This is a genomic window from Nonomuraea sp. NPDC003804 (assembly GCF_040610675.1).
Taxonomy (GTDB): domain Bacteria; phylum Actinomycetota; class Actinomycetes; order Streptosporangiales; family Streptosporangiaceae; genus Nonomuraea.
The window spans coordinates 118766-142269 of sequence record NZ_JBEXMT010000027.1; the positions used below are offsets into that span (position 1 = coordinate 118766).

The following is a 23504-nucleotide window of genomic DNA, read 5'->3' on the forward strand; positions in this document are numbered from 1 at the left end:
TCGCCATGCGCTTCGCCATCCTCGGCCCGCTGGAGGTCCGCACCGACGCCGGCGCTCCCGTCCGCGTCCGCGAGCGCAAGGTCCGCACCCTGCTGGCCGACCTGCTGGCCCACGAGGGCCGGGTCGTCCCCGCCGACCGCCTCATCGACGACCTCTGGGGCGACACTCCGCCCGCCGACGCCCACGCCGCGCTGCAGACGAGGGTCTGGCACCTGCGCCGGGCCCTGGACGGCGCCGAGCCCGGCGCCCGCGACCTGGTCGTCTCCCGGCCGCCCGGCTACCTGCTGCACGCCCCCGAGCTCGACACCACCCGCTTCCAGGACCTGCTGGCCGACGGCCGCCTCGACGAGGCGCTCGCGCTGTGGCGCGGGCCCGCGCTGGCCGACTTCGCCGACGCCGCGTTCGCCGCGGCCACGATCACCCACCTGGAGGAGCTGCGCCTCACGGCGCTCGAGGACCAGGCCGAGCGGCGCCTCCTGGAGGGCCGGCCGGTCGAGCTGGCCGCGCTGGTGGCCGCCCATCCGCTGCGCGAACGGCTGCGCGGCCTGCACATGCGCGCCCTCTACCGCGCCGGCCGCCAGAGCGCGGCGCTGGACACCTACGCCCAGGCCCGCGCCCTGCTGGCCGACGAGCTCGGCCTCGACCCGGGCCCCGAGCTGGCCGCGCTGCACGAGGCCATCCTGCGCCACGACCCCTCGCTCGACCCGCCGCCACGCGCCCACCCGCCCGTAGCCCCGTCACCGGCCCTGCCCGCCGCGCTGACCGGGCTCGTCGGTCGCGAGGCCGACCTGCGGCAGGTCCGCTCGATCCTGGAGCGGGCCAGGCTGGTCACGCTCACGGGTCCCGGCGGCGTCGGCAAGACGCGCCTGGCTCTCGAGGCGGCCGGCGACCACCCGGGCGCCCGTTTCGTCGAGCTGGCCGACAGCGACGATCCCGCCCAGGCCGTCAGCCGGGCGTTCGGCCTGCGCGACGAGAGCGACCTGGCCGCCGCGCTGCGCGCCCAGCGCGCCTCCCTGCTCGTCCTGGACAACTGCGAGCACCTCGTCGAGCCGGCCGCCGCTCTGACGGCCGCGCTGCTGCGCGAGGTCCCGGGCCTGCGCGTCCTGGCCACCAGCAGGGAGGCGCTGGCCGTGCCCGGCGAGCGCGCCTACGCCGTACCGCCGCTCGACGCCGGCGCCGCCACCCTGCTGCTGACCACGCTCGCCCCCGGCCTGACCGGCGAGGAGGCCGCCGCCCTGGTGCCGAGGCTCGAGGGCATCCCGCTGGCCATCGAACTGGCCGCCACCCGCGCGCGGGCGCTCGGTGGCCACGCCCTGGCCGAGCGCCTCGACCACCACCTGCTCACCGCCGAGCAGCGCGGCACCCCGGCGCGCCAGCGCACCCTCCGCGCGGTCATCGACTGGAGCTGGGATCTGCTCACCGCACCCGAACGCACGGTGCTGCGGCGCCTGGCCGTCCACGCCGACGGGTGCACGCTGGAGGCCGCCGAGCACACCTGCGCCGAGCCGCACATCGACGTCGCCGGCACCCTCGCCCGCCTCGTCGACCGCTCGCTGGTGACGCCCGGCCCGCGCCACCGCCTCCTCCAGACGGTCAAGACCTACGGTCTCGAACGCCTCGGGGAGGCGGGCGAGCAGGCGGCCATCAGGTCCCGTCACGCCGCCTACTACACCGCGCTCGCCGAACGGGCCGAGCCGCACCTGCGCGGCGCCGAGCAGCGCGCGTGGCTGTCCGTCCTCGACGCCGAGGCGGCCAACCTGCGGGCCGCGCTCGACCACGCGCCCGCCGGCCTCGCCCACCGGCTCGTCGACGCCCTCGCCTGGTACTGGTTCCTGCGCGGACACCTCACCGAGGCCCGCCGCCACCTGGCGCACGCGCTGCAGCGGGGCCCGGACGCGCGCACCGCCGCCTGGCAGGCCGGCTTCGCCCTCCTGGCGGGCGAACCGGCCGACCCCGGTGCCGCCCTCGCCCTCTTCCGCGACGATCCCGCCGGGCTCGCCCGCGCCCAGTGGTTCCTCGCCTCCGCCCAGCGCGGCATCGGCGAGGCCGGCCCGCTCGCCGACACCGCCCTGACGGGCTTCCGCGCGCTCGGCGACCGGTGGGGCGCCGCCGCCGCTCTCAGCACACGTGCCGGGAAGGCGCTGCTCGCCGGAGACCTCACCAGCCTCCACGACGACGCCACGGCCGGCCTCGAGGCGTTCCGAGCGCTCGGCGACCGGTGGGGCCAGTCCCGTGCCGCCGACCACCTGGCCACCCACGCCGAGATCACCGGCGACTACGCCCGCGCCACCGCGCTGCGCACCGAGGGCCTGCGCCTCATCGAGGAGCTCGGCCTCACCAGCGAGGTCTCCTGGCGCCTGTCCGGGCTCGGTCGGCTGGCCCTGCTGCGCGGCGACCACGAACGCTCCCGCGAGCTCCACACCCGCGCCAAGCAGCTGGCCGCCGAGCAGGCCAGCAAGCCGGCCGAGGAGTTCGCCCAGACCGGCCTGGCCCTCACCGCCAGGCGCCAGGGCGACCTGGACGAGGCCGAGGCCCACCTGCGCACCTGGCTCGACTGGATGCGCCTGCTCGACGCCAGACCGGGCACCGCGCTGGTCATGGCCGAGCTCGGCTTCGTCGCCGAACAGCGCGGCGACGCCGCCGGCGCCCTCGACCTGCACCTGCAGGGCCTGGCCGCCGCGCGCGCCAGCGGCGACCCCCGCGCGGTCGCGCTCGCCCTCGAGGGCCTGGCCGGCGCCCACTCGCTGGCGGGACGCCACCACCTCGCCGCCCGCCTGCTCGCCACCGCCGCCGCCACCCGCCGCGCCGTCGGCGCGCCACTGCCACCGGCCGAGCGCGGCGACGTCGACAGGATCGAGTCCCGGGTACGGCAGGCGCTGGGCGACGCGCGGGTGGAGGAGCTTCCGCTCGACGAGATGCTCATGCTCGTCAAGCAGGCGTAGCGCACCGGACCAGGCGGCGCGGCGGCCCTGGCGACACGGTGGCTCTGGTGGGGGGCTCTGGTGGGGGGCTCTGGTGGGGGGCTCTGGTGGGCGGCTCGGTCGGAGGGGTCAGGTGGCCGGCCCGGGCGGTGGCGCGGTGGAGCCGAGCACGTGGCAGGCCAGCTGCAGCGCCAGCCTCGTGGCGCGGTCGTCGAGGTCGTAACCCGCCTCCCTGATCCGGTCGAGGCGGGCCGTGACGGTGTTGCGGTGCACACCGAGGCGTTCGGCGGCCCGCACCGCGCCGCCCTCGCCCAGCACCGCGCCGAGCGTCTCCAGCAGCGTGCCGTCCCTGTCCATGGCCAGCAGCGGCTGGAGCACCACCGTCGCGGGGGCCATGAGCGCGCTGGCCGGGATGGCGGCTAGGAGCTCGGCGGGGCCCATCCGGTCGGCGCGCGCGACGCTTCCCGCCCGCGCGAGGAACGCCGCCGCCTCGGCGCCGAGCAGCGACTCCCCCATCGCCCGCAGGTCGGCGACAGGAGTGCCGACGCCTGCCGCGCACGGCCACGGCAGCGCCTGTACGGCCCGGCCGAGCCGTTCGGCCAGGTGCTCGGGAGGCAGCGCGGACCAGCCCGCCCAGCCTTCGCTTCTTGCGACGACCGGTACCTGGCCGACGGTCGCGACGATCACGGCGCGTGCCCGTTCCGCGTCGCCGGGGCCCGGCGCGCGGCCCGACGGCCTGATCATGAACGCCGCCATGGGTCCACGCACCGCCCATCCCAGCGCCACCGCCCTCGCCCACACCCCTTCACCCGCGGGCTCCTGCTGCCCTTCACCGCCGCGACCCGCGCCTCCCCGGACGGCGCCTCCCCTGCCCGTGCCTGCATGGAAGGCGCCACCCCTACCCGCGTCTCCCCTACCCGCATCTCCCCTGACCGCATCTCCGCTGACCGCGCCACCCCTGCCCGCGCCTCCCTGAAAGGCGCCACCCCTGCCCGCACCTGTCGACCAGGCGCCACCCGGGCTCTCGCCTGCCGGCCAGGCGCCACCCGGGCTCTCGCCCTTACGGATGGCACCACTCTCGCCCTTCCGGATGCCACGACCCGGGCCCGCGCCGGTCGGAGACGCACCGGCTCTGCCCGTGGCCTCCTGACGGACACCACCGGCGCCCTGTTCGTCGGGGCGGGGGGAGACCTCTTCGGCGCCTGTGGCGACACTCCCGATGCCCGTGAGGGCGGCCTCGGTTCCCGTCACTCCGGTGGCGGCCTCGGTTCCCGTCGCCGTGGTGGCGGCGTCGCTGCCCGTCGGCACGCCCTCGGCGCCCGTGAGGGCGGCCTGGGTACCCGTCGCCGTCGTGGCGGCCTCGGTGACCGCCGGCGCGCCTTCTGCGCCCGTGATGGCGGACTCAGCCAGGAGACGGTCGGCGAGGGCCGACTGGAGGGCGAAGTCGCTCGACGCCGCCAGCCGTTCGGCCGCGGCCCACGCCGTCAGCGGGGCGACGGCGAGGTCGAGCACTGCGCGCACCACCGCCGGCCACCCCGCCGACCGTGCCGGCCCGGCCGCCACCAGCCTGCCCAGCGCCGTCCCTTCAGGGCCGGTGACCTCGACCTCGACCGGCCACGGCCCCTGACCGGCCGGCGCCAGCGCGGCGGCACGCCCGGCCAGGCGCGTGCCGTACGGGTCGACGAAGGCCACGGAGGTGCCGGGCAGCTCCGCGTTGAGCACGCCCAGCACCCGGCGCGCCGAGGCACCGGCCTCGGCCAGCCTGGTCGCGCAGCGGGCGACGAGCTGGGTACGCGCGGCAGAGGGACGCGCCGCCGCCGACGCCACCTCCACGGCCGTCACCAGCGGATCAGCGGCCACGACGATCAGCGTGATGCCGAGGCGTTCGGCGAGCACCGCGCTCGATCCCATGCTCGATCCCGTCCCTGCCGCTTCGGCGGGCGCGATCACGCACGCTGCCGCCTGCTCCCACGCGCGCCGCATCGCCATCTCCACCGCCCAGCCGCCGCTGGCCGCCGCCCCGATGAGCACCACGGCCGTGTGCGGCGCCACGCTGGAGAACACCGACAGGTCGTCGACGATGCGCACCTGGTGGACGGGGTGCTCGCCGCTGCCGTACATCCGGGCACCCGCCAGCGGCCCGCCGTTGACCAGCTCGGCCACGGTGACCGGCGCCTCCCAGCCCCGCACCTCACGCCCCTGAGAGCCACTCACCTGCATCTCCCGCCTCTGCGCCAGGCCCCGTGCGCCTCGTACCCGCAGGGCCCCACTGCGCCCTTGACGACCCTGAGCACCGGCCCCGGGCACCTCGCCTTCACGACCCCGAGTACCTCCACCGGGCAGTGGGTGACGCACGCCGACGGCGTCATAGCGGGACCCCGAACGCCCGCAGCCCGCCCAGCGCGCGCCCCTCGTCGGTGTGCCAGGCAGGCGCGGCACGCAGCACCAGGACCTCCACCCGCATGCCGGGCCTGGCCTTGTCCACGTCCACCACCATCCCGTCGGCCGAGGAGATCATGCAGATCTGGTCGGGCGCCATCGCCACCGGCGCCCCGTCGGCCAGCGCGAGCACGATCTCGTTGTGCGCCTCCAGCCGTACCAGCCTGCCGAGTCCCTCGCTCTCCTCCACCACGATGCTCGACGGCAGCGACGGCATCGCCAGGTCCGCGCCATGTCCGCTGCTGCCCTCGACCGCGACGATCCGTCCCACGCACAACCGCCGCACGCCGTACGGGGCGGCGGCCGAACGCGACACTCCCGGCTGTCCCGCCGCCATCAGCATCGACACCGTGCCCGGAACCAGCACCCCGGAGAGGTCGGCGGCCCGCATCGGGTAGCAGGCGGCCAGCCCCCACCCGCCGAACGACAGCACCAGCGGCCGCAGCGTCTCCTCCACCCTGCCGGGCGCGGTCTCCAGCAGCACCAGCTCCCCGGCGGGGCCGGCCAGCGCCAGCGGGGTGGGGCTGATGCCGCCCAAGGTGTAGGTGGTCTGCTCCACCAGCGGGAACACCCTGCCGGAACCGTCGCCGTCCACCAGCGGCAGGCCGAGCGCCGCCGCCGCGATCAGCGGGAGGAGGGCGTTCTCGGCGGCCAGGTTCAGCGCCACGACGGCGCCGGCGCGGGTGCCGAGCCGGCGTTCGAGGGCCTGTACGGCTCGCGCGGGCTCACCGCCTTCGGGCAGTTGCTCCCCCATGGCCGTCGTCGAGCCGACCAGCGTGACAGCGACGCACAGGGTGTCGGGCGGCAGGTCGGTGGCCTGGACGAGCCGCACCGGCGTGTCGAGGACGGCGCCGGCCCAGTCGACGGCCAGGTGGAAGGCGGATTCGGCGGCGCCGGTGGCGAACAGCCGCGACCCGGCGGCGAACACCGGCAGCTCCGCCCGCCCGATCATGTCCGACCGCCCGATCACGGCCGCCTCCGCCGCGCGGTCCGCTGCCGACCCAAGGACTGCACGCAGGGCCGGACGTGCGAGGCGCGACCCGCCCGAGCTCGCAGCCGCCGGCCGAGGGCGGATGGCGCGGCGGTCATGGGGTGGTCCCCTCGGCGGTGACGCGCACCCGGTAGAGGCCGTCGGGCAGGTACGACAGCGGGTTCACCGTCAGTTCCTCGATCCGCGCCGAACCCGGGGCGGCCCCGGCGCTCACCACCCGTGTCAGCGCCTCGTCGCGGGCGTCGTCCACTTCCCTGTCCAGTTCGGCCCTGCCCCGTGCCCGCACGATCCGTTCCACCCCGGCCACGGGACTCGCCAGCGTCGCCCCGTAGGCCGCCGCCTCCCCTGCGGGGTCCGGAGACGGGTCACCACCGGCGGCCGTGGGCGGGGCTGGCCGGCCGCGCAGGGCGGCGGCGGTGCCGCCACGGGCGCACACCAGCGGGTAGCGGCGGAAGTAGGAGGAGGACACCAGCCCCTCTCCGGTCCGCGCCACGTACAGCGGGATGCCGGGCAGCCATGCGGCCAGCGCGTCGGCCACCCGCTCCGCCGCGGGTCGCAGCGACGCGTTGAGTATCGCCTCGCGCTCCCTCTCCCGCAGCCCCGGCCTGCCGAACTCGTACGACAGCGTGATGCGCGCTCCCGGAACCTCGGCGGCCACGAGGTCGGCGACGGCCAGCTCGTGGTCGGCGAGAGTGGGCGAGCCCGTCGCCGTCACCGCGAAGTCGAGCAGACCGCAGCCGGCGGCGAAGAGGCGGACGGCGTCGGTGTCGAGAGGGACGAGCGGGCGGCCGGTCAGGCTGTGGCCGCCGCGGACGATCGTCGCCCTGCCTCTGGGGTGAGGGACGTGCGGGCCGAGGACGGGCGGGCACGGTCCGCCGATCCTGATGGCGGCCACCGGCGCGGCCGGGACGTCGGCGAGGTCGATGGCCAGGCAGGCCGCGCGGATCTCTCCCGGTCGGATCGTGATACGGGTCTCGGGGTGGCCCGTCCGGCTTCCAGGGCGCTCGTTCCCTCGGCGCCCGCCGGGGGAGCCTCCGGCGCCGGTCGGGCCGGGCGTGGCGCGACGACCGGGTTCGCCGGCCCGGCCGGGCGTCCCCCGATCAACGGGAGCCCCTGGAAGGCCGGGCGTCCCGGGAAGACCGGGCCCGCCAGGAAGACCAGGCCCGCCGGCAAGACCGGACAGCACGAAGACGTCCGCAAGACCGGGCAGGAAGGGGCCGAACTCTTGAGAGCCGACAGCGTGAGGGTCGACAACCTGGGGGACGACAACGTGGGGGTCGACAACGCGGGGATCGGGGCCGGCCGTACCGGAGGACGACCACGAGGCGATCGGGACGCCGTCGCGGACGGCCACGACGGTGGTCGCGTGCCGTCCGAGCGCGACGCCGAGGATCATTCCAGCTCGCGCCCCTCGGTCTCCGGCAGCGGCACCGCCAGCAACGCCGTGACCACCATGAACGCGTTGATCACCAGCATCGTCGCGGTGAACCCGGTGGCGTTGGCCAGCAGCGCGCCCACCGCGGAGGGCGCCAGCGTGGTGGCGATCAGCTGGGCGGCCGTCGCCCACGAGTAGCCGGTGCCGCGCAGCGCCGTCGGGTAGAACTCGCCGTTCCAGGTGTTCCAGACGCCCCACGCGCCCAGGCTGAAGAACGACAGCACGAAGTTGCCCGCGTACAGCTCGAAGGTGGAGTCGGCCAGGGCGAACCACAGGCCGCCGAGCGCCGCCGCCACGACGTAGACGAGGAAGACCTTCTTGCGTCCGAAGCGGCCGGTCAGCAGGGAGGCGCTCACGTAGCCGGGGATCATCATCAGCGCGCTGAGCGCGGCGAAGCCGAGCGAGGCGTCGAGGGTGAGGCCCTTCTCCTGCAGCAGCGTGGGCAGCCAGGTCTGCAGGCCCCAGTAGCCCCAGTTGAAGGCGAAGTTCAGCAGCAGCATCGCCACGGTGATCTTCGTCAGCCCGCCGCGCAGCAGGTCGAGCGGGTTGCCCACGCGCCGGGCGGCGACGGTGAAGGTGGCGTCGGTGTCGGGGCTGCCGAGGGTGCGCAGCACCTGGCGGGCTTCGTGCTGGCGGCCGCGGGCGGCCAGCCAGTACGGCGACTCGGGCACCCACGCCCTGATCGCGAACGCCCACAGCCCGGCCGCCGCGCTGGCGATGACGACGACGTGCCAGCCGAGGTCGCCGAGCGCGACCGAGGCGCCGATGGCGGCGAGCATGCCGATGGGCCAGCCGATCGACAGGTAGACCGCGGCCCTGCCGCGGCTCCTGGTGGGCAGCAGTTCGAGGAAGTAGGGGAAGGTGACGGTGTAGACGCCGGCGAGGGCGAGCCCGGAGGCGACGCGCAGCGTGACGAGGGTGGCCAGGTTCGGGGCGAAGGCGGAGGCCAGGGCGATCACGCCGTAGGACAGCAGCGACCAGAAGCAGGTGGGCTTGCGGCCGATGCGGTCGGCGAGCGGACCCCACACCAGCGCGCCAGGGATCATGCCGAACGCCACGGCCGACAGGACGACGCCGACGCCCGCCTGCCCGATGCCGAACTCCTCGCCGAGGTCGCCGGAGACGTAGATGAGCGCGAGCTGTTCCCACGACTCGATGACGAAGGCGATGAACAGGGCCAGGGCGATCAGCACATGCCGTCGGGTGAACGGCATGCGGTCGAACGCGGACCCGATGGGCAGGGTCCGGGCGTCGGTGGCGGTCATGGGTGCTCCTCGGAGGAGGGGGGCGCTGCACGGATATGGCGCACCATAGGACCGCCCCCTCTCGCTCTCCGTGTGCACGACGCCCATGCGGGCGGGCGCGGCCTGTGCACCACGCCCTCGCGCTTCAGGATACGTCCAGGTCAGAGGGTGTTCTCGTGGACGTGCACGATGAGCCACTCGTCGTCGGAGCGCCGCAGCACGGTGGTCGTGCGCACGGTCTCCGACGCGCCGGTGACGTAGTCGACGCGCAGCAGGTAGCGGGCCAGCGCGGTGTCGCCCCACACGTCGACCACCTCGTCGTAGGCGGTCACGCCCGTCTCCTGGGGGCCGTCGGTGGGCCGGGCGTCGCGCACCTTTTCCAGCTGGGCCCTGCTGGTGATCAGGTCCGGCGCGGCCGAGTCGAAGATCGTCGCCTCGGGGTGCAGCAGGCGGTCGATGCCCGCCCTGTCGCCTCTGGTGTAGGCGTCGTACATGCCGGTCACAACCGCCCACACTGCCTGGCGTGTCATCGTTGGCCTCTCATTCCTGCTCGGTATCCGGTAGACCCAGACACTTTAGAGCGACCCGGGAACCGGCGGGTCACCCGCACCACAGGCGGTGGAAGACGTAGCCGCGCTCCTTCAGCGTTTTGATGATCTTGGGGAGGGCCGCGACGGTCTGCCGCCGGTCGCCGCCGCCGTCGTGCAGCAGCACGATCCCGTCCGGCTCGACCTGCTTCAACACCCGCCTGGCGATGGTCTTGGCGCCGGGCCTGGCCCAGTCCTGCGGGTCGACGGTCCACAGCCGCACCCGCTTGCCCAGCGCCGCGGCCTCCCTGCGGACCTTCTTGTTGACCGCCCCGTACGGCGGGCGCAGGCATCCCGGCGTGTAGCCGGTCTGCTTCCTGATCTCGGCGTCGGTGCGGAGCACCTGGCGTTTGAAGACGGGCCACGGCAGGAGCCGCAGGTCGGGGTGCGACCAGCTGTGGTTCTGCAGGCTGTGCCCCTCGCTGAAGATCCGCCCGGCCAGCGCCCTGTGCTCCTTGATGTTGGCGCCGAGCAGGAAGAAGGTGGCGTGCACGTCGTTGGCGCGCAGGATGTCGAGCACCTTGCCCGTGTACTCCGACGGCCCGTCGTCGAAGGTGAGGTAGACCACCTTCCGCTCCGGCGCCACCGCGGCGTGCGCGGCGGGCGCCGGGCCCAGGCCCACCGCCGGTCCCGCCGTCACCATCGTCGTCGCCATCGTCGTCATGGCCACGACCGGCACCAGCGCACGCCAGCCCACCATCGTTCCCCCTCGCCCCCGGTCACGTATCTCGCTTATCCATCCTGTCGCATACGAACGGGGCATAAGATCTCTATTACCGCATCAGGTGTATCACTCTCTGGTGAGCTCATGCTCCAGCTGCTCCAGCTCGGCCCCTCCGGCCATGAGGGAGGTCAGCTCCTGCCGGCTGATGTCGGCCTTGCCGTACTCGCCGAGGCTGGTGCCCCTGTTGAGCAGCAGGAAGCGGTCGCCGACCGGGTAGGCGTGGTGCGGGTTGTGGGTGATGAACACCACGCCGAGGCCGCGGTCACGGGCCCTGGCGATGTAGCGCAGCACCACCCCCGCCTGCTTGACGCCCAGCGCGGAGGTGGGCTCATCGAGGATGAGCACCCTGGCGCCGAAGTGGACGGCCCTGGCGATGGCCACCGACTGGCGTTCGCCGCCCGACAGGGTGCCGACCGGCTGGTCGACGTCGCGGATGTCGATGCCCATCGCCCTCAGCTCCTCGCGGGCGACGCTCCTGGCGGTGGCCACGTCGAACCTGCCCAGCGACTTGACCGGCTCGGAGCCGAGGAAGAAGTTGCGCCACACCGACATCAGGGGGATCATCGCCAGGTCCTGGTAGACGGTGGCGATGCCCCGGTCGAGGGCGTCGCGCGGGCTGGTCAGCCGCGTCTCGCGGCCGTCGATGAGCAGGATGCCCGAGTCGTGCTGGTGGACGCCCGACAGGATCTTGATGAGCGTCGACTTGCCCGCGCCGTTGTCGCCGAGCACGCACGTCACCTGTCCAGCCGTCACGCCCATCGAGACGTTCCGCAGCGCGAGCACGCTGCCGAAGCTCTTGCCGATGTCCCGCGTTTCCAGGATCAATGCTTCACCTCCTCCGCGTAGCGGCGGACCATGTTGTTGGCGAGGGTGGCCAGCAGCAGCATCGCGCCGAGGAAGAACATGAACCAGTCGGCGTCCCAGCCGAGGAAGACGATGCCCTTGTCGGCCATGCCGAAGATGACCGCGCCGATGGAGGCGCCGATCGCCGAGCCGTACCCGCCGGTGAGCAGGCAGCCGCCGATGACGGCGGCGATGATGTAGATGAACTCCTGCCCGATGCCCGCGTTGGCCTGCACGGAGGTGTACCGCAGCGCCATGATCGAGCCGACCAGCCAGGCCGCGCACGCCGTCGTCACGAACAAGGCGATCTTGGTATGGGCGGCCGGCACGCCGACGGCCCTGGCCGCCTGCTCGTTGCCGCCGACGGCGAAGATCCAGTTGCCGGCGCGGGTGCGCATCAGCACCCACGTGGCCACGATCGTGACCAGGATCCACCACAGGATCGCGACCCTGAACCCGCTGTCGCCGATGGTGCCGCCGAACACCGTCCGCGCCGACTCGTAGCCGGAGGCCCGGCGCAGGCCGCTGACCTGCACGGTACCGGTGATCATCTTGGTGACGCCCAGGTTGATGCCCTGCAGCATGAGGAACGTGCCCAGCGTGACGATGAAGCTGGGCAGCCTGGTCCTGGTGACGATGAGGCCGTTGGCGAAGCCGACGGCCAGCGCGACGACCAGGCCGGCCAGCATCGCCAGCCAGACGTTGAACCCGAAGCGGGTGGCCAGCGTGACCAGCACCAGCCCCGTGGTGCCGGTCATCACGCCCGCCGACAGGTCGAACTCGCCGCCGATCATCAGCAGCGCGATCGCCACCGCCATGATGCCGAGCGTGGCGGCCGGGTCGAGCCAGTTGGCGATGCCGCGCACCGAGCGGAAGACCGCCGACTGGCTCGCGAAGAAGGAGAAGACCACGATCGCGCCGACCACCGCGCCCAGCTCGGGCCTGATCAGCAGGCGGCGGACCCGGCCGACCTCGCCCAGCCGTTCGTCGGCGGTGACCGCACTCATCTGGTGCCGCTCTCTGCCAGCTTGGCGACCTGCGCGGCGTTGTCCTTGGTGACGAACCCCGGCCCGGTGTTGACGGGCAGGCCGCCGCCGACGGTGTTGAGGTTGGTCTTGTACAGGTACAGGAAGGTGATCGGCAGGTAGCCCTGCAGGTACTGCTGCTGGTCGACGGCGAAGAGGATCTCGCCGTCCTCGATGGCGGTCACCACGTCGCCCGACAGGTCGAAGGTGGCCAGCTTGGCCTGCGAGCCCGCGTCCTTGAGCGCGTCGCGGGCGGCGACGGCGACGCCGGGGTTCAGCGTCAGGACGCCGTTGATGGACTCGTCGGCCTGGACGCGCGCGGCCACCTTGGAGCTGACGTCGGCCTGGTTGGAGCCGTCGACCTGCAGCCGCTCGACCGAGCCGCCCAGCGTCGCCTCGGCGCCCTTGCAGCGCTGGTCGAGGCCGACGTTACCGGCCTCATGGATCACGCACAGCAGCTTGGTGACGCCCGCGGCCTTGAGCTGCTCGCCCGCGCCGCGGCCGGCCACGTCCTCCGACTGGCCGACGTGGGTGAGGGCGCCGAACTCCTTGGAGCGCTCGAGGCCGGAGTTGATGGTGATCACGGGGATCTTGGCGGCGACCGCCTTGCCGATCGACTCCTTCAGCGCGTCGGGGTTGGCCATGGAGACCACGAGCCCGTCCACCTTCTGGGAGACGGCCTGGTCGATGAGCTGCGACTGCTTGCCCGCGTCGCCGTCGCCCTGGTAGGTCACGGTGACGCCGTACTGCTTGCCGGCCGCTTCTGCGCCGTTCTTGACCACGTCCCAGAAGGCGTCGCCGGGTCCGGCGTGGGTGATGACGGCGAAGTTCATCCCGCCGGCGGGCGCGGGTGCGGTGGTCGGCGAGGCGCTCGCCGAGGCGGTGGCGGCGGCCTGGTCGCCGCCTGCCGAGCATCCCGTGAGGGTCAGCGCCCCCAGCAGGGCCAGCACTATCGGGGTCCGGTTCATGCGACACCTCCATGACCATCTGGCTCGTCCTCGATGTAACCGCCGCATTACCCCTGCGTCAACACTTTGTCGTGACATTAGGACTTATAGATGTTCTTGTTACCCCGGGTTGCCTCGGCGGCCTCGGATCGTCGTCCCCTATGTCGCCATTCTCCGCCTTGACCTGCTGCGGACCGGAGCCGCCACCGCGATCGCGGTCGCCGGCTCCGGTCCGCTGACACCTACACCGGGGTACGGATCACGTTCCCGCGGCCGACCTGGCGGCGAGCCGTTCGACCGGCACGTACGGCTCGCCGAGCCCGAACGCGGCGGGGCCGAAGCAGTCCAGCGCCGCCGGGGTGCGCATGATCTCGGGCGTGGAGATGGCGTAGACCGTCAGGCGCTGCCCGTAGGCCAGCGCCTCGGTGGTCACCGGCGCCCCGGTGTCGGTGTTGAGCGTGCAGATCAGGTCGGGGACGATGGCCACCACCTCGCCGTCGCGGCGGGCGACGAGGTGCTCGTTCTGGAAGGTGATCACCATCCGGTCGCCGGGATCGTCCAGACTGGCCAGCGTCACCTGGCCGCGGGCGAACCCGGCGACGGTCCTGCGGTCGATGTCGACGACCTTGCCGCGGAACAGGACCAGGCCATGGCTGTAGATCGTGCCGGACAGCGTCGCGGTGAGCGCCTCGAACGGGTCGTCGTGCCGGGCGCGCGCCTGCCGGAGCGCGGCGCCGATCCGTTCGGCCAGGCCGAGCGTGCCCGGTACGGCGGTGCGGCGCACGGTGGCCGCGTCCATCGGGTAGTCGCAGATGTAGGCGGCCCCGCCCATCTCGACCGTCATGACGCGGGCCAGCCGTTCCATGCGCACGTTGTCGTCGCGGGCGTCGATGATGGCGACGTCGCCGTGGTCGGAGGCGATGGACATGGGCGAGCCCGGCACGCCGTACACGGCGAAGGTCTCCATCTGCAGTTCGGGGAAGGCCCTGCCCATCCCGTCGGCGTCGATGACCGGCAGCCCGAGCTGGGCGCCCAGCAGCAGCGGCATCATGCTGTTGAGGCCGCCGCACTCGATGGGCATGGTCGCCGCGGCGGTGCGGCCGAGGTGTTTCTCCAGCGCCCGCAGCGCGGCGACGTTGCCCTGGCCTGACGGCGGCCGTTCGACGAAGACGGTGGGCGCCCCCATCATCGCCGAGGGCAGCACCAGGGCGTCGTCGGGCAGCTCGTCGACCGGGATGATCGTCACCTGGCGGCCCGCCCGCAACTGCCGCTCGACCAGCAGCCTGCCGATGTAGGGGTCGCCGCCGCCGCCCGTGCCGAGCACCGCCGCCCCCTCGGCCAGGTCCCGCAGCCCCTCCAGTGTCAGGTTCTCGCCCATCACACCCGCACCTCCTCGATGCCGGCCGGGCCGCTCAGGCGCAGCTCGCCGACCGCCTTGACCCTGACCCGTACGGCGTTGCCCGGCAGGTAGGCCACGTGGATCTCGTCGATGTCGACCACCTCGACGGTGCCGGGGTCGGCGCCCGCCGCGATCGCCCGTTCCACGGCCTCGGCGCGGGCCTGATCGAGTACGTCCGCGCGCGAGCAGGTGGCGGTGATGGCGAACAGCCGGTCGACCTCGCCGCCGATCTGGCCGGTCGCCGCGCCGATGGCGTTGGCCACCGCGTGATGCTCGGGCCGGTGGACGGCAGGCACGCCCTCCAGGCGGTCGGGCATCAGCACGCTGCCGCCGCCGACCACGACGACCGGCAGCGGGCTGGCCGAGACGCGCATCCGGTCGACCAGCTCGCTCACCCGGCCGGCCATCCAGGCCACGCCGCGCCTGACCAGCTCGCGGTCGAGGTGCCGGACAAGGGAGGGGTCGCCGATCTCGGCCATGCCCGCGGCGACCGCCAGGTCGGTGGCGGTGAGGACCCGGCCGCCGAAGACCAGCGCCTGGCCGGTCAGCTCGTAGCCGACGCTGTCGGGGCCGATCCGCAGCGCGGGCTCGGCGGTGACGCGGCTGCCGCCGCCCAGCCCGATCGACAGCACGTCCGGCATGCGGAAGTTGGTGCGCACGCCGCCGATGTCGACCTCGCCGGTGGCCTGGCGGGGGTAGCCGCCGCTGAGCACGCCGACGTCGGTGGTGGTGCCGCCGATGTCGACCACGGCGCAGTCGGCCAGGTCGGCCAGGAAGGCAGCGCCGCGCATGGAGTTGGTCGGCCCCGAGGCGAAGGTGCGCACCGGGTAGCGGCGGGTGTGCTCGGCGTCCATCAGCGTGCCGTCGTTCTGCGACAGGTAGAGGGGCGCGTGGATGCCGACGGCCCGCAGCGCCCCGGTGAAGGCGTCGACGATCTCGTCGGCCAGGTCGCGCAGGCAGGCGTTGACGACGGTGGCGTTCTCGCGCTCCAGCAACCCCACCCTGCCGATCCGGTGGGACAGGCTGATCCGCAGGTGGGGCAGCTCGGCGAGCAGGATGCCCGCCGCCGTCTCCTCGACCTCGGCGTTGACGGGCGAGAACACCGAGGTGACGGCCACGGTGTCGATCTCCTGGGCCGCCAGCTCGGCCGCGACGCGTTTGAGCTGGTCCGGGTCGAGCGGGGAGATCGGCCGGCCGTCGAACTCGTGCCCGCCGTCGCACAGGTGGACGCTGGGATCGACGGCTCGCACCAGCCGCTCGGGCCAGTCCGCCAGCGGCGGCAGCGCCGCCGTCGCCGGAAGGGCCAGCCGTACCACCGCGGTGCGGGCCAGCCGGCGCCCGGTCACCAGGGCGTTGGTGAAGTGCGTCGTGCCGATCATCACGGCGGTCACGCGGGCGCGCTCGACGCCCGAGGCGGCCAGCAGCTCGCGCAGGGCGGTGACGACGCCGCCGGTCACGTCGACGGTGGTCGCGGTCTTGATCTCGGCCAGGACGGTGGTCCCGTCCATGAGGACGGCGTCGGTGTGGGTGCCGCCCACGTCGATCCCGACACGCACAGAGGAGCTCCTGTCTACGCGGAGAGGGGTGGGAGGGGATGTCAGGCCGGGCCGGCGGTGTCCTTCGGGGCGGCGCCGGTGGGGTCCTTCGGGGCGGCACCGGTGAGGCCGAGCCTGCCCGCGATCACGTAGGCGGCGAAGGCCACCAGCAGGGCGTTGAGCGCGGGGATGCCCCACGCGACGTACTTGCCGACCAGCGCGGCGCCGAGCCAGATGGCCAGGGCGGCGGGCGCCCACCCCGGGGCGGTCTCGGGCAGCGTGCCCGCCTGCCGGGAGGCGTCCAGCACGGGACGCCAGCGGCGCACCACGAAGTACTCGGCGACCATGATGCCCGCCACCGGCGGGATGGCCACGCCGAGCAGGACGAAGAAGTCGACGAGATGGTCGAGGATGCCGGCGGCGGCCAGGCCGGTGCCGATCACGCCGAGCGCCACGGTGACCGCGGCCCTGCCGGTGCGCAGGCCGAAGGCGGTGTACAGGGTGTTGGTCATGCCGAGCGAGGCGGCGTAGAGGTTCCAGTCGTTGATCTTCAGGGTGGCGGTGACCAGGATGATCGTGCCCACCGCTCCGGACGTGCTGGTGACGATGGCGATCACGTCGCCGGTGCGCAGCGCGTGCGCGAGCAGCACGCCGACCAGGGCCACGGCGTACTCGCCCAGCGTGATGCCGAGCACGGTCTGCTTGACCACGTCGGCGGCGCTGCGGTTCCACCGGCACATGTCGGGCGAGATGACCGCGCCGACGATGAAGCCGCCCGCGACGATGGTGGCGCCCTCGGCCAGGCTCAGGGCCGGTCCCGGCGGGGCCGAGGCGACCAGCGCGCCCAGCGGCTGCTTCGACAGCTCGACCGCGATCGCCCAGCCGGCCAGGGCCAGGAAGGCCGGGACGGTGATCCACGCGGTCCAGGCCATCCCGGCGAAGCCGTGCACCACGATCGCCGTCACCGCCAGCCCTGCCATGATCGACCAGACCCACACCGGCGGCCCGCCCAGCAGCGAGGCCAGCCCCTGGGCCAGGACCGCCGACTGCACGCCGAACCAGCCGAGCAGGCAGACGGCGACGACCATGCCCACGATGCCGGCGCCGTAGCGGCCGAACCCGGCCCACCGGGCCAGCACGGTCGTCGAGAGGCCCTCGCGCATGCCCGCGATGCCGACGGCGATCGCGACGATCTCGAGGATGACGGCGCCCACGGTGATGGCCAGGACGGCGTCCCAGAAGGTCATCCCCATGCCGAGGGTGGCGCCGAGCAGGAACTGGCTCAGCGCGCTCAGCATGCCGAAGCGCTGGACCGCGACCGTCAGCCAGCCGTAGCGGGCCGAGGCGGGCACCCGCTGGAGCGCGTAGTCGTCACGTGCGAGGCCTTCGTCGGATAACGCGGGGGTGATCGCCGCATCGGACATCCAGCCGCCCCTTCCCGTCAGGCGATGTATGGGGTGTCTGCTGCGACGCTAAGGTCCCCGGCGATCATTGGGAAGAGGCTTGATCATATCTATCTAGAACGGAATTGTATGTTCCGCTATATGCTGGGGGCATGACAGCAGCACCCATGAGCGGCCGCCGTGCGCAGGCCGCGCGCAACGACGAACTGATCCTGCAGGCCGCCAGAGCCGTCTTCACCGCTGACCCCGGCGCCCCGATCGCGGCCGTGGCCGAGCGCGCGGGCGTCGGGATCAGTGCCCTCTACCGGCGCTACGGCAGCAAGGAGACGCTGCTGCAGAAGCTCTGCGGCGACGGGCTCAAGCTCTACATCGCCGCCTGCGAGAAGTCGCTGGCGATGGACGGCGACCCGTGGGAGGCCTTCGCGGCCTACATGCGCGACATCGTCGAGGCCGACAGCAGCTCGCTGACCATCGCGCTCGCGGGCACCTTCCAGCCCACCGAGGAGCTCCACCGCGACGCCGCCCGGGCCGGGGAACTGGCCACCGCGGTGCACCGCCGGGCGGTCGAGGCAGGGGTGCTGCGCCCCGACATCACCACCGCCGACATCGCGCTGCTGTTCGAGCAGCTGGCCTCGATCAAGCTGGGCGAGCAACCGCGCACGGTGGAGCTGCGCCACCGCTACCTGACGTTGATGCTCGACTCCATGCGGCTGCCGCCCGCCCACCGGCCGCTGCCCGGCCCTGCCCCTTCGGACGAGGAACTGTCGCGGCGCTGGGCCCCCCGCCCCTGACGCCCGGCGAGCGCGGACCCCGGCCCGGCGGGGCGTCAGCGGCGCGGGCCAGGGAGCGGCGGGCTGTTCAGCGGACGCGGGCCAGGACAGGACCGGGCGTCACCGGGCACGGGCCGGGGCGCGGGGGGCGTCAGCGGACGCGGGCACGGGCCGGAACGCGGCCGGGCGCCATCGGGCACGGGCCAGGGAGCGGCGGGGCGTCAGCGGGCCAGCCGGTCGGCCAGGCCGAGGGTACGGCGGGCGCGCGCCACGACCGGCGCGTCGACGAACCTGCCGTCGGGCAGCGCCACCGCGCCCACGTCGCCGGCCAGCTCGGCGGCCGCGACGATCTCCCGCGCCCTGGCCACCTCCTCCGGCGTGGGCGTGAACGCCTCGCGGATCACCGGCAGCTGCCGGGGATGGATCGCCGCCCGGCCGTACAGCCCGAGCGCCCTGCCCCGCCTGGTGGAGGCCAGCAGCCCGGCCTCGTCGGCCACATCGGCGTAGACCGACATCGCCACGGGGGGCAGCCCCGCCGCCGCCGCGGCCAGCACCGCCTGCACCCGCAGGTGGTCGAGGGCCGCCTCGTCGGTGATGGACAGCTCGGCCATCAGGTCCTGCTCCCCCAGCGCCACCCCCGCCACCCTGGGGTGGGCGGCGATGGCGGCCGCGTTCACCACGCCGGCGGCCGACTCCAGCAGGGCGTGGACAGGGACGTCGAGATCCACCAGGTCCAAGGTCGCGACCGAGTGCACCTTGGGGACCCGCACGGCGGCGAGCGGCAGGCCGGCCAGCGCCCGCAGGTCACGCCGCCCGTGGTCCGTGGCGGGGTCGTTGACCCGCACGTGCACGGACGGCCCGCCCGGATCCCAGCCGGCGCCGTCGACCCGCGCGCCCACCGCCGGCGCGCCCCGTTCCCCGGTGGAATCGCCGGCACGCGCACCGGCGCCGGGCCCGCCGCGGTCCCCGGCGGCACCGTCGGCGCGCGCCCGCGGGGACGACGGGCCGGCACGCAGGAAGTCGACGACGTTGCGCCTGGCCGCGTCCTTGCGGGAGGGCGCGACCGCGTCCTCGAGGTCGACGATGACCACGTCGGCCCCCGACGCCATGGCCTTGTCGAACCGCTCGGGCCGGTCCCCCGGCACGTACAGCCAGGTCAGCGTCACGCCACCACCCCGTTCTCGCGCAGCTTCGCGATCTCCTCGAGCGCGTAGCCGAGCTCGCCGAGCACCTCGTCGGTGTCCTGGCCGAGGCGGCGGCCCGTCCAGCGCACCTCGCCCGGCGTCTCCGACAGCCGGAACAGCACGTTCTGGACGGTGACCGAGCCGAGTTCCTCGTCGGGCAGCTCGATGAAGGTGTTCAGCGCCGCGTACTGCGGGTCCTCGGCGATGTCGCGCACGTCGTAGATCGGGGCGATCGCCGCCTGGGCCTCCTCGAAGCGGGCGACGACCTCGTCGGCGTCGCGTTCGGCGATCCAGGAGCCGACCGCCTCGTCCAGCTCCTCGACGTGCTCGACCCGGCCCGCGCCGGTGGCGAACCATGGCTGGGCCACCAGGTCGGGCCGTCCGACCAGGGTGACCACGCGCTCGGCGATGGTCTGCGCGCTGGTGGAGACGGCCAGCCAGCGCCCGTCACGGGTGCGGTAGGTGTTGCGCGGGGCGTTGCTGCTCGACCGGTTGCCCGTACGCCGGGGGACCGCGCCGAGCGCCTGGTAGGCGGTCATCTGCGGCCCGAGCAGGCCGAGGATCGGCTCGATGATGGCCATGTCGACGACCTGCCCGCGGCCGGTCCGCTCGCGGGCGTGCAGGGCGACCATGACGGCGTAGGACATGGCCAGGCCGGCGATGCCGTCGGCGAGGGCCAGCGGCGGCAGCGTCGGCGGGCCGTCGGGCTCGCCGGTCATCGCGGCGAAGCCGCTCATCGCCTCGGCCAGCGTGCCGAACCCCGGCCGCCCCGCCATCGGCCCGGCCTGCCCGAACCCCGTCATCCTGGCCACGATCAGGCGCGGGTTGAGCTCCATCAGGTGCTCGGGCCCGAGGCCCCAGCGTTCGAGCGTGCCGGGCCTGAAGTTCTCCACCAGCACGTCGGCGCCGCGCGCCAGGCGGCGCAGGATCTCCTGGCCCTCGCGCGCGGACAGGTCGACGGCGGCGGCGCGCTTGTTGCGTGACAGCGACTTCCACCACAGGCCGACGCCGTCCTTGGCGGCGCCGTGCCCGCGTGAGGGGTCGCCGCGGCGGGGATGCTCGATCTTGATGACGTCGGCGCCGAAGTCGCCCAGCATCATCGCGGCGGACGGCCCCGCGAACAACGTCGCGACGTCGATCACCCGGATATCGGCAAGACTGGTCATAAGTCCTATATCTTATAAGTTATGCGACAGCCCATGAGCAAGGCGGACTACGTCTACGAGGTCCTGCTGGACGAGATCCGCACCGGGCAGATCCCCGGCGGCACCGCCCTGCGCGCCGCCGCCGTCGCCACCAGGCTCGGGGTGTCGGTGACGCCCGTCAGGGAGGCGCTGCGCCGCCTGGAGAAGGACCGGCTGATCAGCTACGAGCCCCATCACGGGGCGACTGTGGTCGACCTCGGCGACGACGCGCTGGAGGAGTTCTACGGGGTGCGGGCCGTGGTCGAGGGCCTGGGCGCGCGTCTGGCGGCCGGGCGCATCGCCGCGGCGGAGCTGGCCGAGCTCAGGCGGCTGCACGAGTCGATGGTCGCGGACGCCGCGGCCGGGCGGCACGACCTGTTGGGCGGCCAGTCGGAGGAGTTCCACCTGCGGATCGCCGACATCGGCGGGCCCGCCTTCCTGGGCCGCCACGCCAGGGCGGTCAGGGCCAGCTTCCCCGTGCCGCCGGGGGCGTCGCTGTGGCTGGACCCGGGGGTGGCCGAGCGGCAGCTCGACGCGCACGAGCGGATCCTGCGGGCGCTGGAGCGCGGCGACGGGGAGACGGCCGAGCAGATCATGATCGAGCACGTGAAGGCGGGTGCGGCCCACCGCCGGGCCTGACGGCGGGCCCGGCGGGCGCCGCGTCGAGCGGACGGGCGGGGCCGGAGCCCGCGTGCCGAAGCGGTCGCGACTGTCCGAGAGACACGCGCCGGAGAAGACCGGCCCTGCGCGGTCAGGCGGCCACGTCGGCGAGGGCCGAGGCGGCGAGGTCGAAGCCGCCCACGTGGGCCAGGTAGTCCCCCGGCACCAGGGGGTCGCCGAGGTAGACGCCGCCCGCCTGCCGTACCAGGAGCGCCCCCGCCGCCACGTCCCACGGGTTCGACAGCCGCCCGTAGGCCACGTCCGCCCACCCGCCGGACACGTGCGCCAGCTTGAGCGCCGCGCTGCCCAGCCGCCTGACCGCGGCGAAGGAGCGGACCACCGCCGCGTAGCGGTCGAGCGCGGCCTGGCCGTCCTGGTCGAGGTCGCGCGGGGTGGGGTAGCTGCTCAGCAGCATCGCCTCACGGTCGCGCACGGCGCCGCGCGAGCGCAGCGGGACCCCGTTGCACCAGGCGCCCTCGGTGGAGGCGGTGAACTCGTCCTCCCGCACCGGGTCGTAGACGACGCCCGCGACCAGCTCGCCCTCCACCGCGGCGGCGATCGACACGCAGAAGAACGGGATGCCGGCGGCGAAGTTGGCGGTGCCGTCGATGGGGTCGACGTACCAGGTCACCTCGCCGGATCCGGTGGTGCCGCCCTCCTCGCCCACGATCACGCTGTCGGGGCGGTGCGAGAGGATCACCTCGCGGATCGTCTCCTCGGCGGCGCGGTCGTGCTCGGTCACCGGGTCGTGGAAGTCGCGCTTGGTCTCGACGGGCGGGCGGGAGCGGAACGCCTTGCGCAGCGGCCCGCCGACCGCCCTGGCCGCCTCCGACGCGATGTCCAGTAGTTCGGTCATGTCTCATATCCTTGCCGCTCGGCACGCCAGCTGCAGCGCCAGACGCTGCTGCGGGTCGTCGAGGTCGGCCTGCAGCAGCGTCTCGATGCGCCTGATGTTCCTGCTCACGGCGTTGCGGTGCATGCGCACCTCCTCTGCGGCCTTGGCCGGCGAGCCGTGGTGGTCGAGGTAGGCCCTCAGGATGTCCAGCAGCAGTCCCGCCCTCTTCTGTTCCAGTATCGGCTGCAGCAGTTCCCGCACCGCCTGCTGGGCCGCGTCGGAGGAGTACCACTCCTCCAGCATCCGGTCCAGCCCCGCCAGGTCGTAGGTGGCCAGCGCGGCCGGGCTGCGGCGCAGCGCCGTACGGGCCTCCGACGCGGAGGTGCGCAGCCCGAGCAGGCCCTGGTGGGCGGTGCTGACGCCGCAGCGCAACCGGGCACCCGCCGGCGGTACCCGCTCGAGGAGCAGCGCGGCGTCCGCGGCGGCGGCGCGCAGGCCCGCCCGCCCCTGGTCGCGGGGCGTGGTGCGGACCACGATCAGCGCGCCGTCGGCCATCGCGACGCTCCATTCGGGACCGACCAGGTCCCGCACCACGCGGCCGGCCCGCGCCGCGACGGTGTCGAGCAGCGCGTACGGCTCGGGCCCCTCCACCCGCAGCACCACGTGCCAGCCGTCGACGGGCAGGCCGAGCGTCCGCGCCCTGGGGGCCAGCTCCTGGGCCTGCTTCTCCGGGGCGATCAGCAGCTCCGTCAGCACCTGGGCACGCGAGCGGGCGGGCGGCTCCTCGGCCGGTCCGGCGGCGGCGGCCAGCTCGGCCAGCCGCAGCACGATCCTGGTCGCCCGCCCGAGGTGGTCGTCCCGTTCGGGCGCGGAGAAGTCGGCTCCCACCTCGACGCCGAGCGCCGCCCCCGCCGCCTCGGCCATCCGGGCGGGCACGCCGCCCGCGCCGAGCACGCCGCGCACCGCCTTGTCGGCCCGGACCAGCGCGTCGGCGGCGTCGCCCGCGATGGCCCTGTCGAGGGCGACCACCAGCTCGGCCAGGTCGCCCTCCGCCGCCAGCAGGGCGATCCCGGCCCGTTCGGCCAGCGCGGCGGCGCCGCGTCCCACCTCCACCGGCGCCGTCAGCACGAGCGCCGCCGCGCCGGCCGCGCCCGCGTCCCGCAGCGCCACCTCCAGGCGGTATCCGGCCGCCTCGCGCGCCGCGGCCGAGGTCAGCACGAGCACGGCTCCGCCCGGCTGCGACACGATCCGCCGCAGGTCCTCCACCAGCCGGACACCGGTGGCCCGGCGGCCGCTCATCGGCCCGGCCAGATGCCGCAGGCCGTCCACCCCGTCCATCTCTGAAGTGTGCCACGAGCACACTGACCATCCAATGAGG

At 74.2% G+C, this 23504-nt stretch carries 19 protein-coding genes; 3 read left to right on the forward strand and 16 right to left on the reverse strand.

What is annotated here, in order from left to right:
- Positions 1-5: 5 nt before the first annotated feature.
- The gene (locus ABZX22_RS32140) at positions 6-2942 is read left to right on the forward strand and encodes a BTAD domain-containing putative transcriptional regulator (RefSeq protein ID WP_354916272.1); all 2937 of its coding nucleotides are present in this window, start codon (positions 6-8) and stop codon (positions 2940-2942) included.
- A gap of 108 nt (positions 2943-3050) precedes the next feature.
- Here the strand turns inward: ABZX22_RS32140 and ABZX22_RS32145 are convergent, their stop codons facing one another.
- From ABZX22_RS32145 to ABZX22_RS32200, 12 genes are all read right to left on the reverse strand, one after another.
- Entirely contained in the window at positions 3051-5135 is a 2085-nt protein-coding gene (locus ABZX22_RS32145) for a helix-turn-helix domain-containing protein (protein WP_354916275.1), read from the reverse strand.
- 151 nt (positions 5136-5286) lie between these two features.
- Entirely contained in the window at positions 5287-6330 is a 1044-nt protein-coding gene (locus ABZX22_RS32150; RefSeq protein WP_354916278.1) for a DUF917 domain-containing protein, read from the reverse strand.
- Between the two features lie 115 nt (positions 6331-6445).
- Positions 6446-7747, reverse strand: coding sequence for a hypothetical protein (locus tag ABZX22_RS32155; protein ID WP_354916280.1), 1302 nt, complete (start codon positions 7745-7747; stop codon positions 6446-6448).
- Positions 7744-9051, reverse strand: coding sequence for an MFS transporter (locus ABZX22_RS32160; protein ID WP_354916283.1), 1308 nt, complete (start codon positions 9049-9051; stop codon positions 7744-7746). The genes ABZX22_RS32155 and ABZX22_RS32160 overlap by 4 nt, the downstream gene beginning before the upstream one ends.
- A gap of 140 nt (positions 9052-9191) precedes the next feature.
- Entirely contained in the window at positions 9192-9560 is a 369-nt protein-coding gene (locus tag ABZX22_RS32165; protein WP_354916286.1) for a nuclear transport factor 2 family protein, read from the reverse strand.
- A gap of 70 nt (positions 9561-9630) precedes the next feature.
- Positions 9631-10317 carry a polysaccharide deacetylase family protein gene (locus ABZX22_RS32170; RefSeq protein WP_354916289.1) on the reverse strand — a complete coding sequence of 229 codons (687 nt, stop codon included), beginning with the start codon at positions 10315-10317 and terminating at the stop codon, positions 9631-9633.
- Between the two features lie 90 nt (positions 10318-10407).
- Positions 10408-11166 (reverse strand): ATP-binding cassette domain-containing protein, encoded by a 759-nt coding sequence (locus ABZX22_RS32175; protein ID WP_354916292.1) that lies wholly within the window; start codon positions 11164-11166, stop codon positions 10408-10410.
- Entirely contained in the window at positions 11163-12191 is a 1029-nt protein-coding gene (locus ABZX22_RS32180) for an ABC transporter permease (protein ID WP_354916295.1), read from the reverse strand. Before ABZX22_RS32180 ends, ABZX22_RS32175 begins: the two co-directional genes overlap by 4 nt.
- Positions 12188-13177 (reverse strand): sugar ABC transporter substrate-binding protein, encoded by a 990-nt coding sequence (locus ABZX22_RS32185; protein ID WP_354916298.1) that lies wholly within the window; start codon positions 13175-13177, stop codon positions 12188-12190. Before ABZX22_RS32185 ends, ABZX22_RS32180 begins: the two co-directional genes overlap by 4 nt.
- A gap of 238 nt (positions 13178-13415) precedes the next feature.
- Positions 13416-14534 carry a DUF917 domain-containing protein gene (locus ABZX22_RS32190; RefSeq protein ID WP_354916300.1) on the reverse strand — a complete coding sequence of 373 codons (1119 nt, stop codon included), beginning with the start codon at positions 14532-14534 and terminating at the stop codon, positions 13416-13418.
- Entirely contained in the window at positions 14534-16111 is a 1578-nt protein-coding gene (locus tag ABZX22_RS32195) for a hydantoinase/oxoprolinase family protein (protein WP_354916303.1), read from the reverse strand. Before ABZX22_RS32195 ends, ABZX22_RS32190 begins: the two co-directional genes overlap by 1 nt.
- A 41-nt stretch (positions 16112-16152) precedes the next feature.
- Complete coding sequence (locus ABZX22_RS32200; protein ID WP_354916306.1) at positions 16153-17514, reverse strand: cytosine permease; 1362 nt, start codon at positions 17512-17514, stop codon at positions 16153-16155.
- Between the two features lie 131 nt (positions 17515-17645).
- Between ABZX22_RS32200 and ABZX22_RS32205 the strand changes: the two genes are divergently transcribed.
- A complete protein-coding gene (locus tag ABZX22_RS32205; protein WP_354916309.1) occupies positions 17646-18284 on the forward strand; it encodes a TetR/AcrR family transcriptional regulator in 639 nt (212 codons plus the stop codon).
- 200 nt (positions 18285-18484) lie between these two features.
- Here ABZX22_RS32205 and ABZX22_RS32210 read toward each other — a convergent pair whose 3' ends face one another.
- Together ABZX22_RS32210 and ABZX22_RS32215 are read right to left on the reverse strand one after the other, a co-directional pair.
- Entirely contained in the window at positions 18485-19429 is a 945-nt protein-coding gene (locus ABZX22_RS32210) for a CoA ester lyase (RefSeq protein ID WP_354916311.1), read from the reverse strand.
- Positions 19426-20613 carry a CoA transferase gene (locus ABZX22_RS32215; RefSeq protein ID WP_354916313.1) on the reverse strand — a complete coding sequence of 396 codons (1188 nt, stop codon included), beginning with the start codon at positions 20611-20613 and terminating at the stop codon, positions 19426-19428. The genes ABZX22_RS32210 and ABZX22_RS32215 overlap by 4 nt, the downstream gene beginning before the upstream one ends.
- 21 nt (positions 20614-20634) lie before the next feature.
- Here ABZX22_RS32215 and ABZX22_RS32220 point away from each other — a divergent pair, with 21 nt between their 5' ends.
- A complete protein-coding gene (locus tag ABZX22_RS32220; protein ID WP_354916315.1) occupies positions 20635-21270 on the forward strand; it encodes a GntR family transcriptional regulator in 636 nt (211 codons plus the stop codon).
- A 112-nt stretch (positions 21271-21382) separates the two neighbouring features.
- On the opposite strand, the gene ABZX22_RS32225 is transcribed toward ABZX22_RS32220, so the two are convergent.
- Both ABZX22_RS32225 and ABZX22_RS32230 read right to left on the reverse strand, forming a co-directional pair.
- Entirely contained in the window at positions 21383-22147 is a 765-nt protein-coding gene (locus ABZX22_RS32225) for an inositol monophosphatase family protein (RefSeq protein ID WP_354916318.1), read from the reverse strand.
- A gap of 3 nt (positions 22148-22150) precedes the next feature.
- The gene (locus tag ABZX22_RS32230; protein WP_354916321.1) at positions 22151-23464 is read right to left on the reverse strand and encodes a helix-turn-helix domain-containing protein; all 1314 of its coding nucleotides are present in this window, start codon (positions 23462-23464) and stop codon (positions 22151-22153) included.
- Positions 23465-23504: the final 40 nt, after the last annotated feature.

What these genes read in the sequence shown, in the direction of transcription:
- ABZX22_RS32190 (WP_354916300.1), bottom strand. Translation starts at nt 14,534, where the DNA reads ATGGGCGAGAACCTGACACTGGAGGGGCTGCGGGACCTGGCCGAGGGG.
- ABZX22_RS32185 (WP_354916298.1), bottom strand. Translation starts at nt 13,177, where the DNA reads ATGAACCGGACCCCGATAGTGCTGGCCCTGCTGGGGGCGCTGACCCTC.
- ABZX22_RS32170 (WP_354916289.1), bottom strand. Translation starts at nt 10,317, where the DNA reads ATGGTGGGCTGGCGTGCGCTGGTGCCGGTCGTGGCCATGACGACGATG.
- ABZX22_RS32225 (WP_354916318.1), bottom strand. Translation starts at nt 22,147, where the DNA reads ATGACCGAACTACTGGACATCGCGTCGGAGGCGGCCAGGGCGGTCGGC.
- ABZX22_RS32230 (WP_354916321.1), bottom strand. Translation starts at nt 23,464, where the DNA reads ATGGACGGGGTGGACGGCCTGCGGCATCTGGCCGGGCCGATGAGCGGC.
- ABZX22_RS32160 (WP_354916283.1), bottom strand. Translation starts at nt 9,051, where the DNA reads ATGACCGCCACCGACGCCCGGACCCTGCCCATCGGGTCCGCGTTCGAC.
- ABZX22_RS32220 (WP_354916315.1), top strand. Translation starts at nt 20,635, where the DNA reads ATGCGACAGCCCATGAGCAAGGCGGACTACGTCTACGAGGTCCTGCTG.
- ABZX22_RS32140 (WP_354916272.1), top strand. Translation starts at nt 6, where the DNA reads ATGCGCTTCGCCATCCTCGGCCCGCTGGAGGTCCGCACCGACGCCGGC.
- ABZX22_RS32200 (WP_354916306.1), bottom strand. Translation starts at nt 17,514, where the DNA reads ATGTCCGATGCGGCGATCACCCCCGCGTTATCCGACGAAGGCCTCGCA.
- ABZX22_RS32205 (WP_354916309.1), top strand. Translation starts at nt 17,646, where the DNA reads ATGACAGCAGCACCCATGAGCGGCCGCCGTGCGCAGGCCGCGCGCAAC.
- ABZX22_RS32215 (WP_354916313.1), bottom strand. Translation starts at nt 20,613, where the DNA reads ATGACCAGTCTTGCCGATATCCGGGTGATCGACGTCGCGACGTTGTTC.
- ABZX22_RS32155 (WP_354916280.1), bottom strand. Translation starts at nt 7,747, where the DNA reads ATGATCCTCGGCGTCGCGCTCGGACGGCACGCGACCACCGTCGTGGCC.
- ABZX22_RS32165 (WP_354916286.1), bottom strand. Translation starts at nt 9,560, where the DNA reads ATGACACGCCAGGCAGTGTGGGCGGTTGTGACCGGCATGTACGACGCC.
- ABZX22_RS32180 (WP_354916295.1), bottom strand. Translation starts at nt 12,191, where the DNA reads ATGAGTGCGGTCACCGCCGACGAACGGCTGGGCGAGGTCGGCCGGGTC.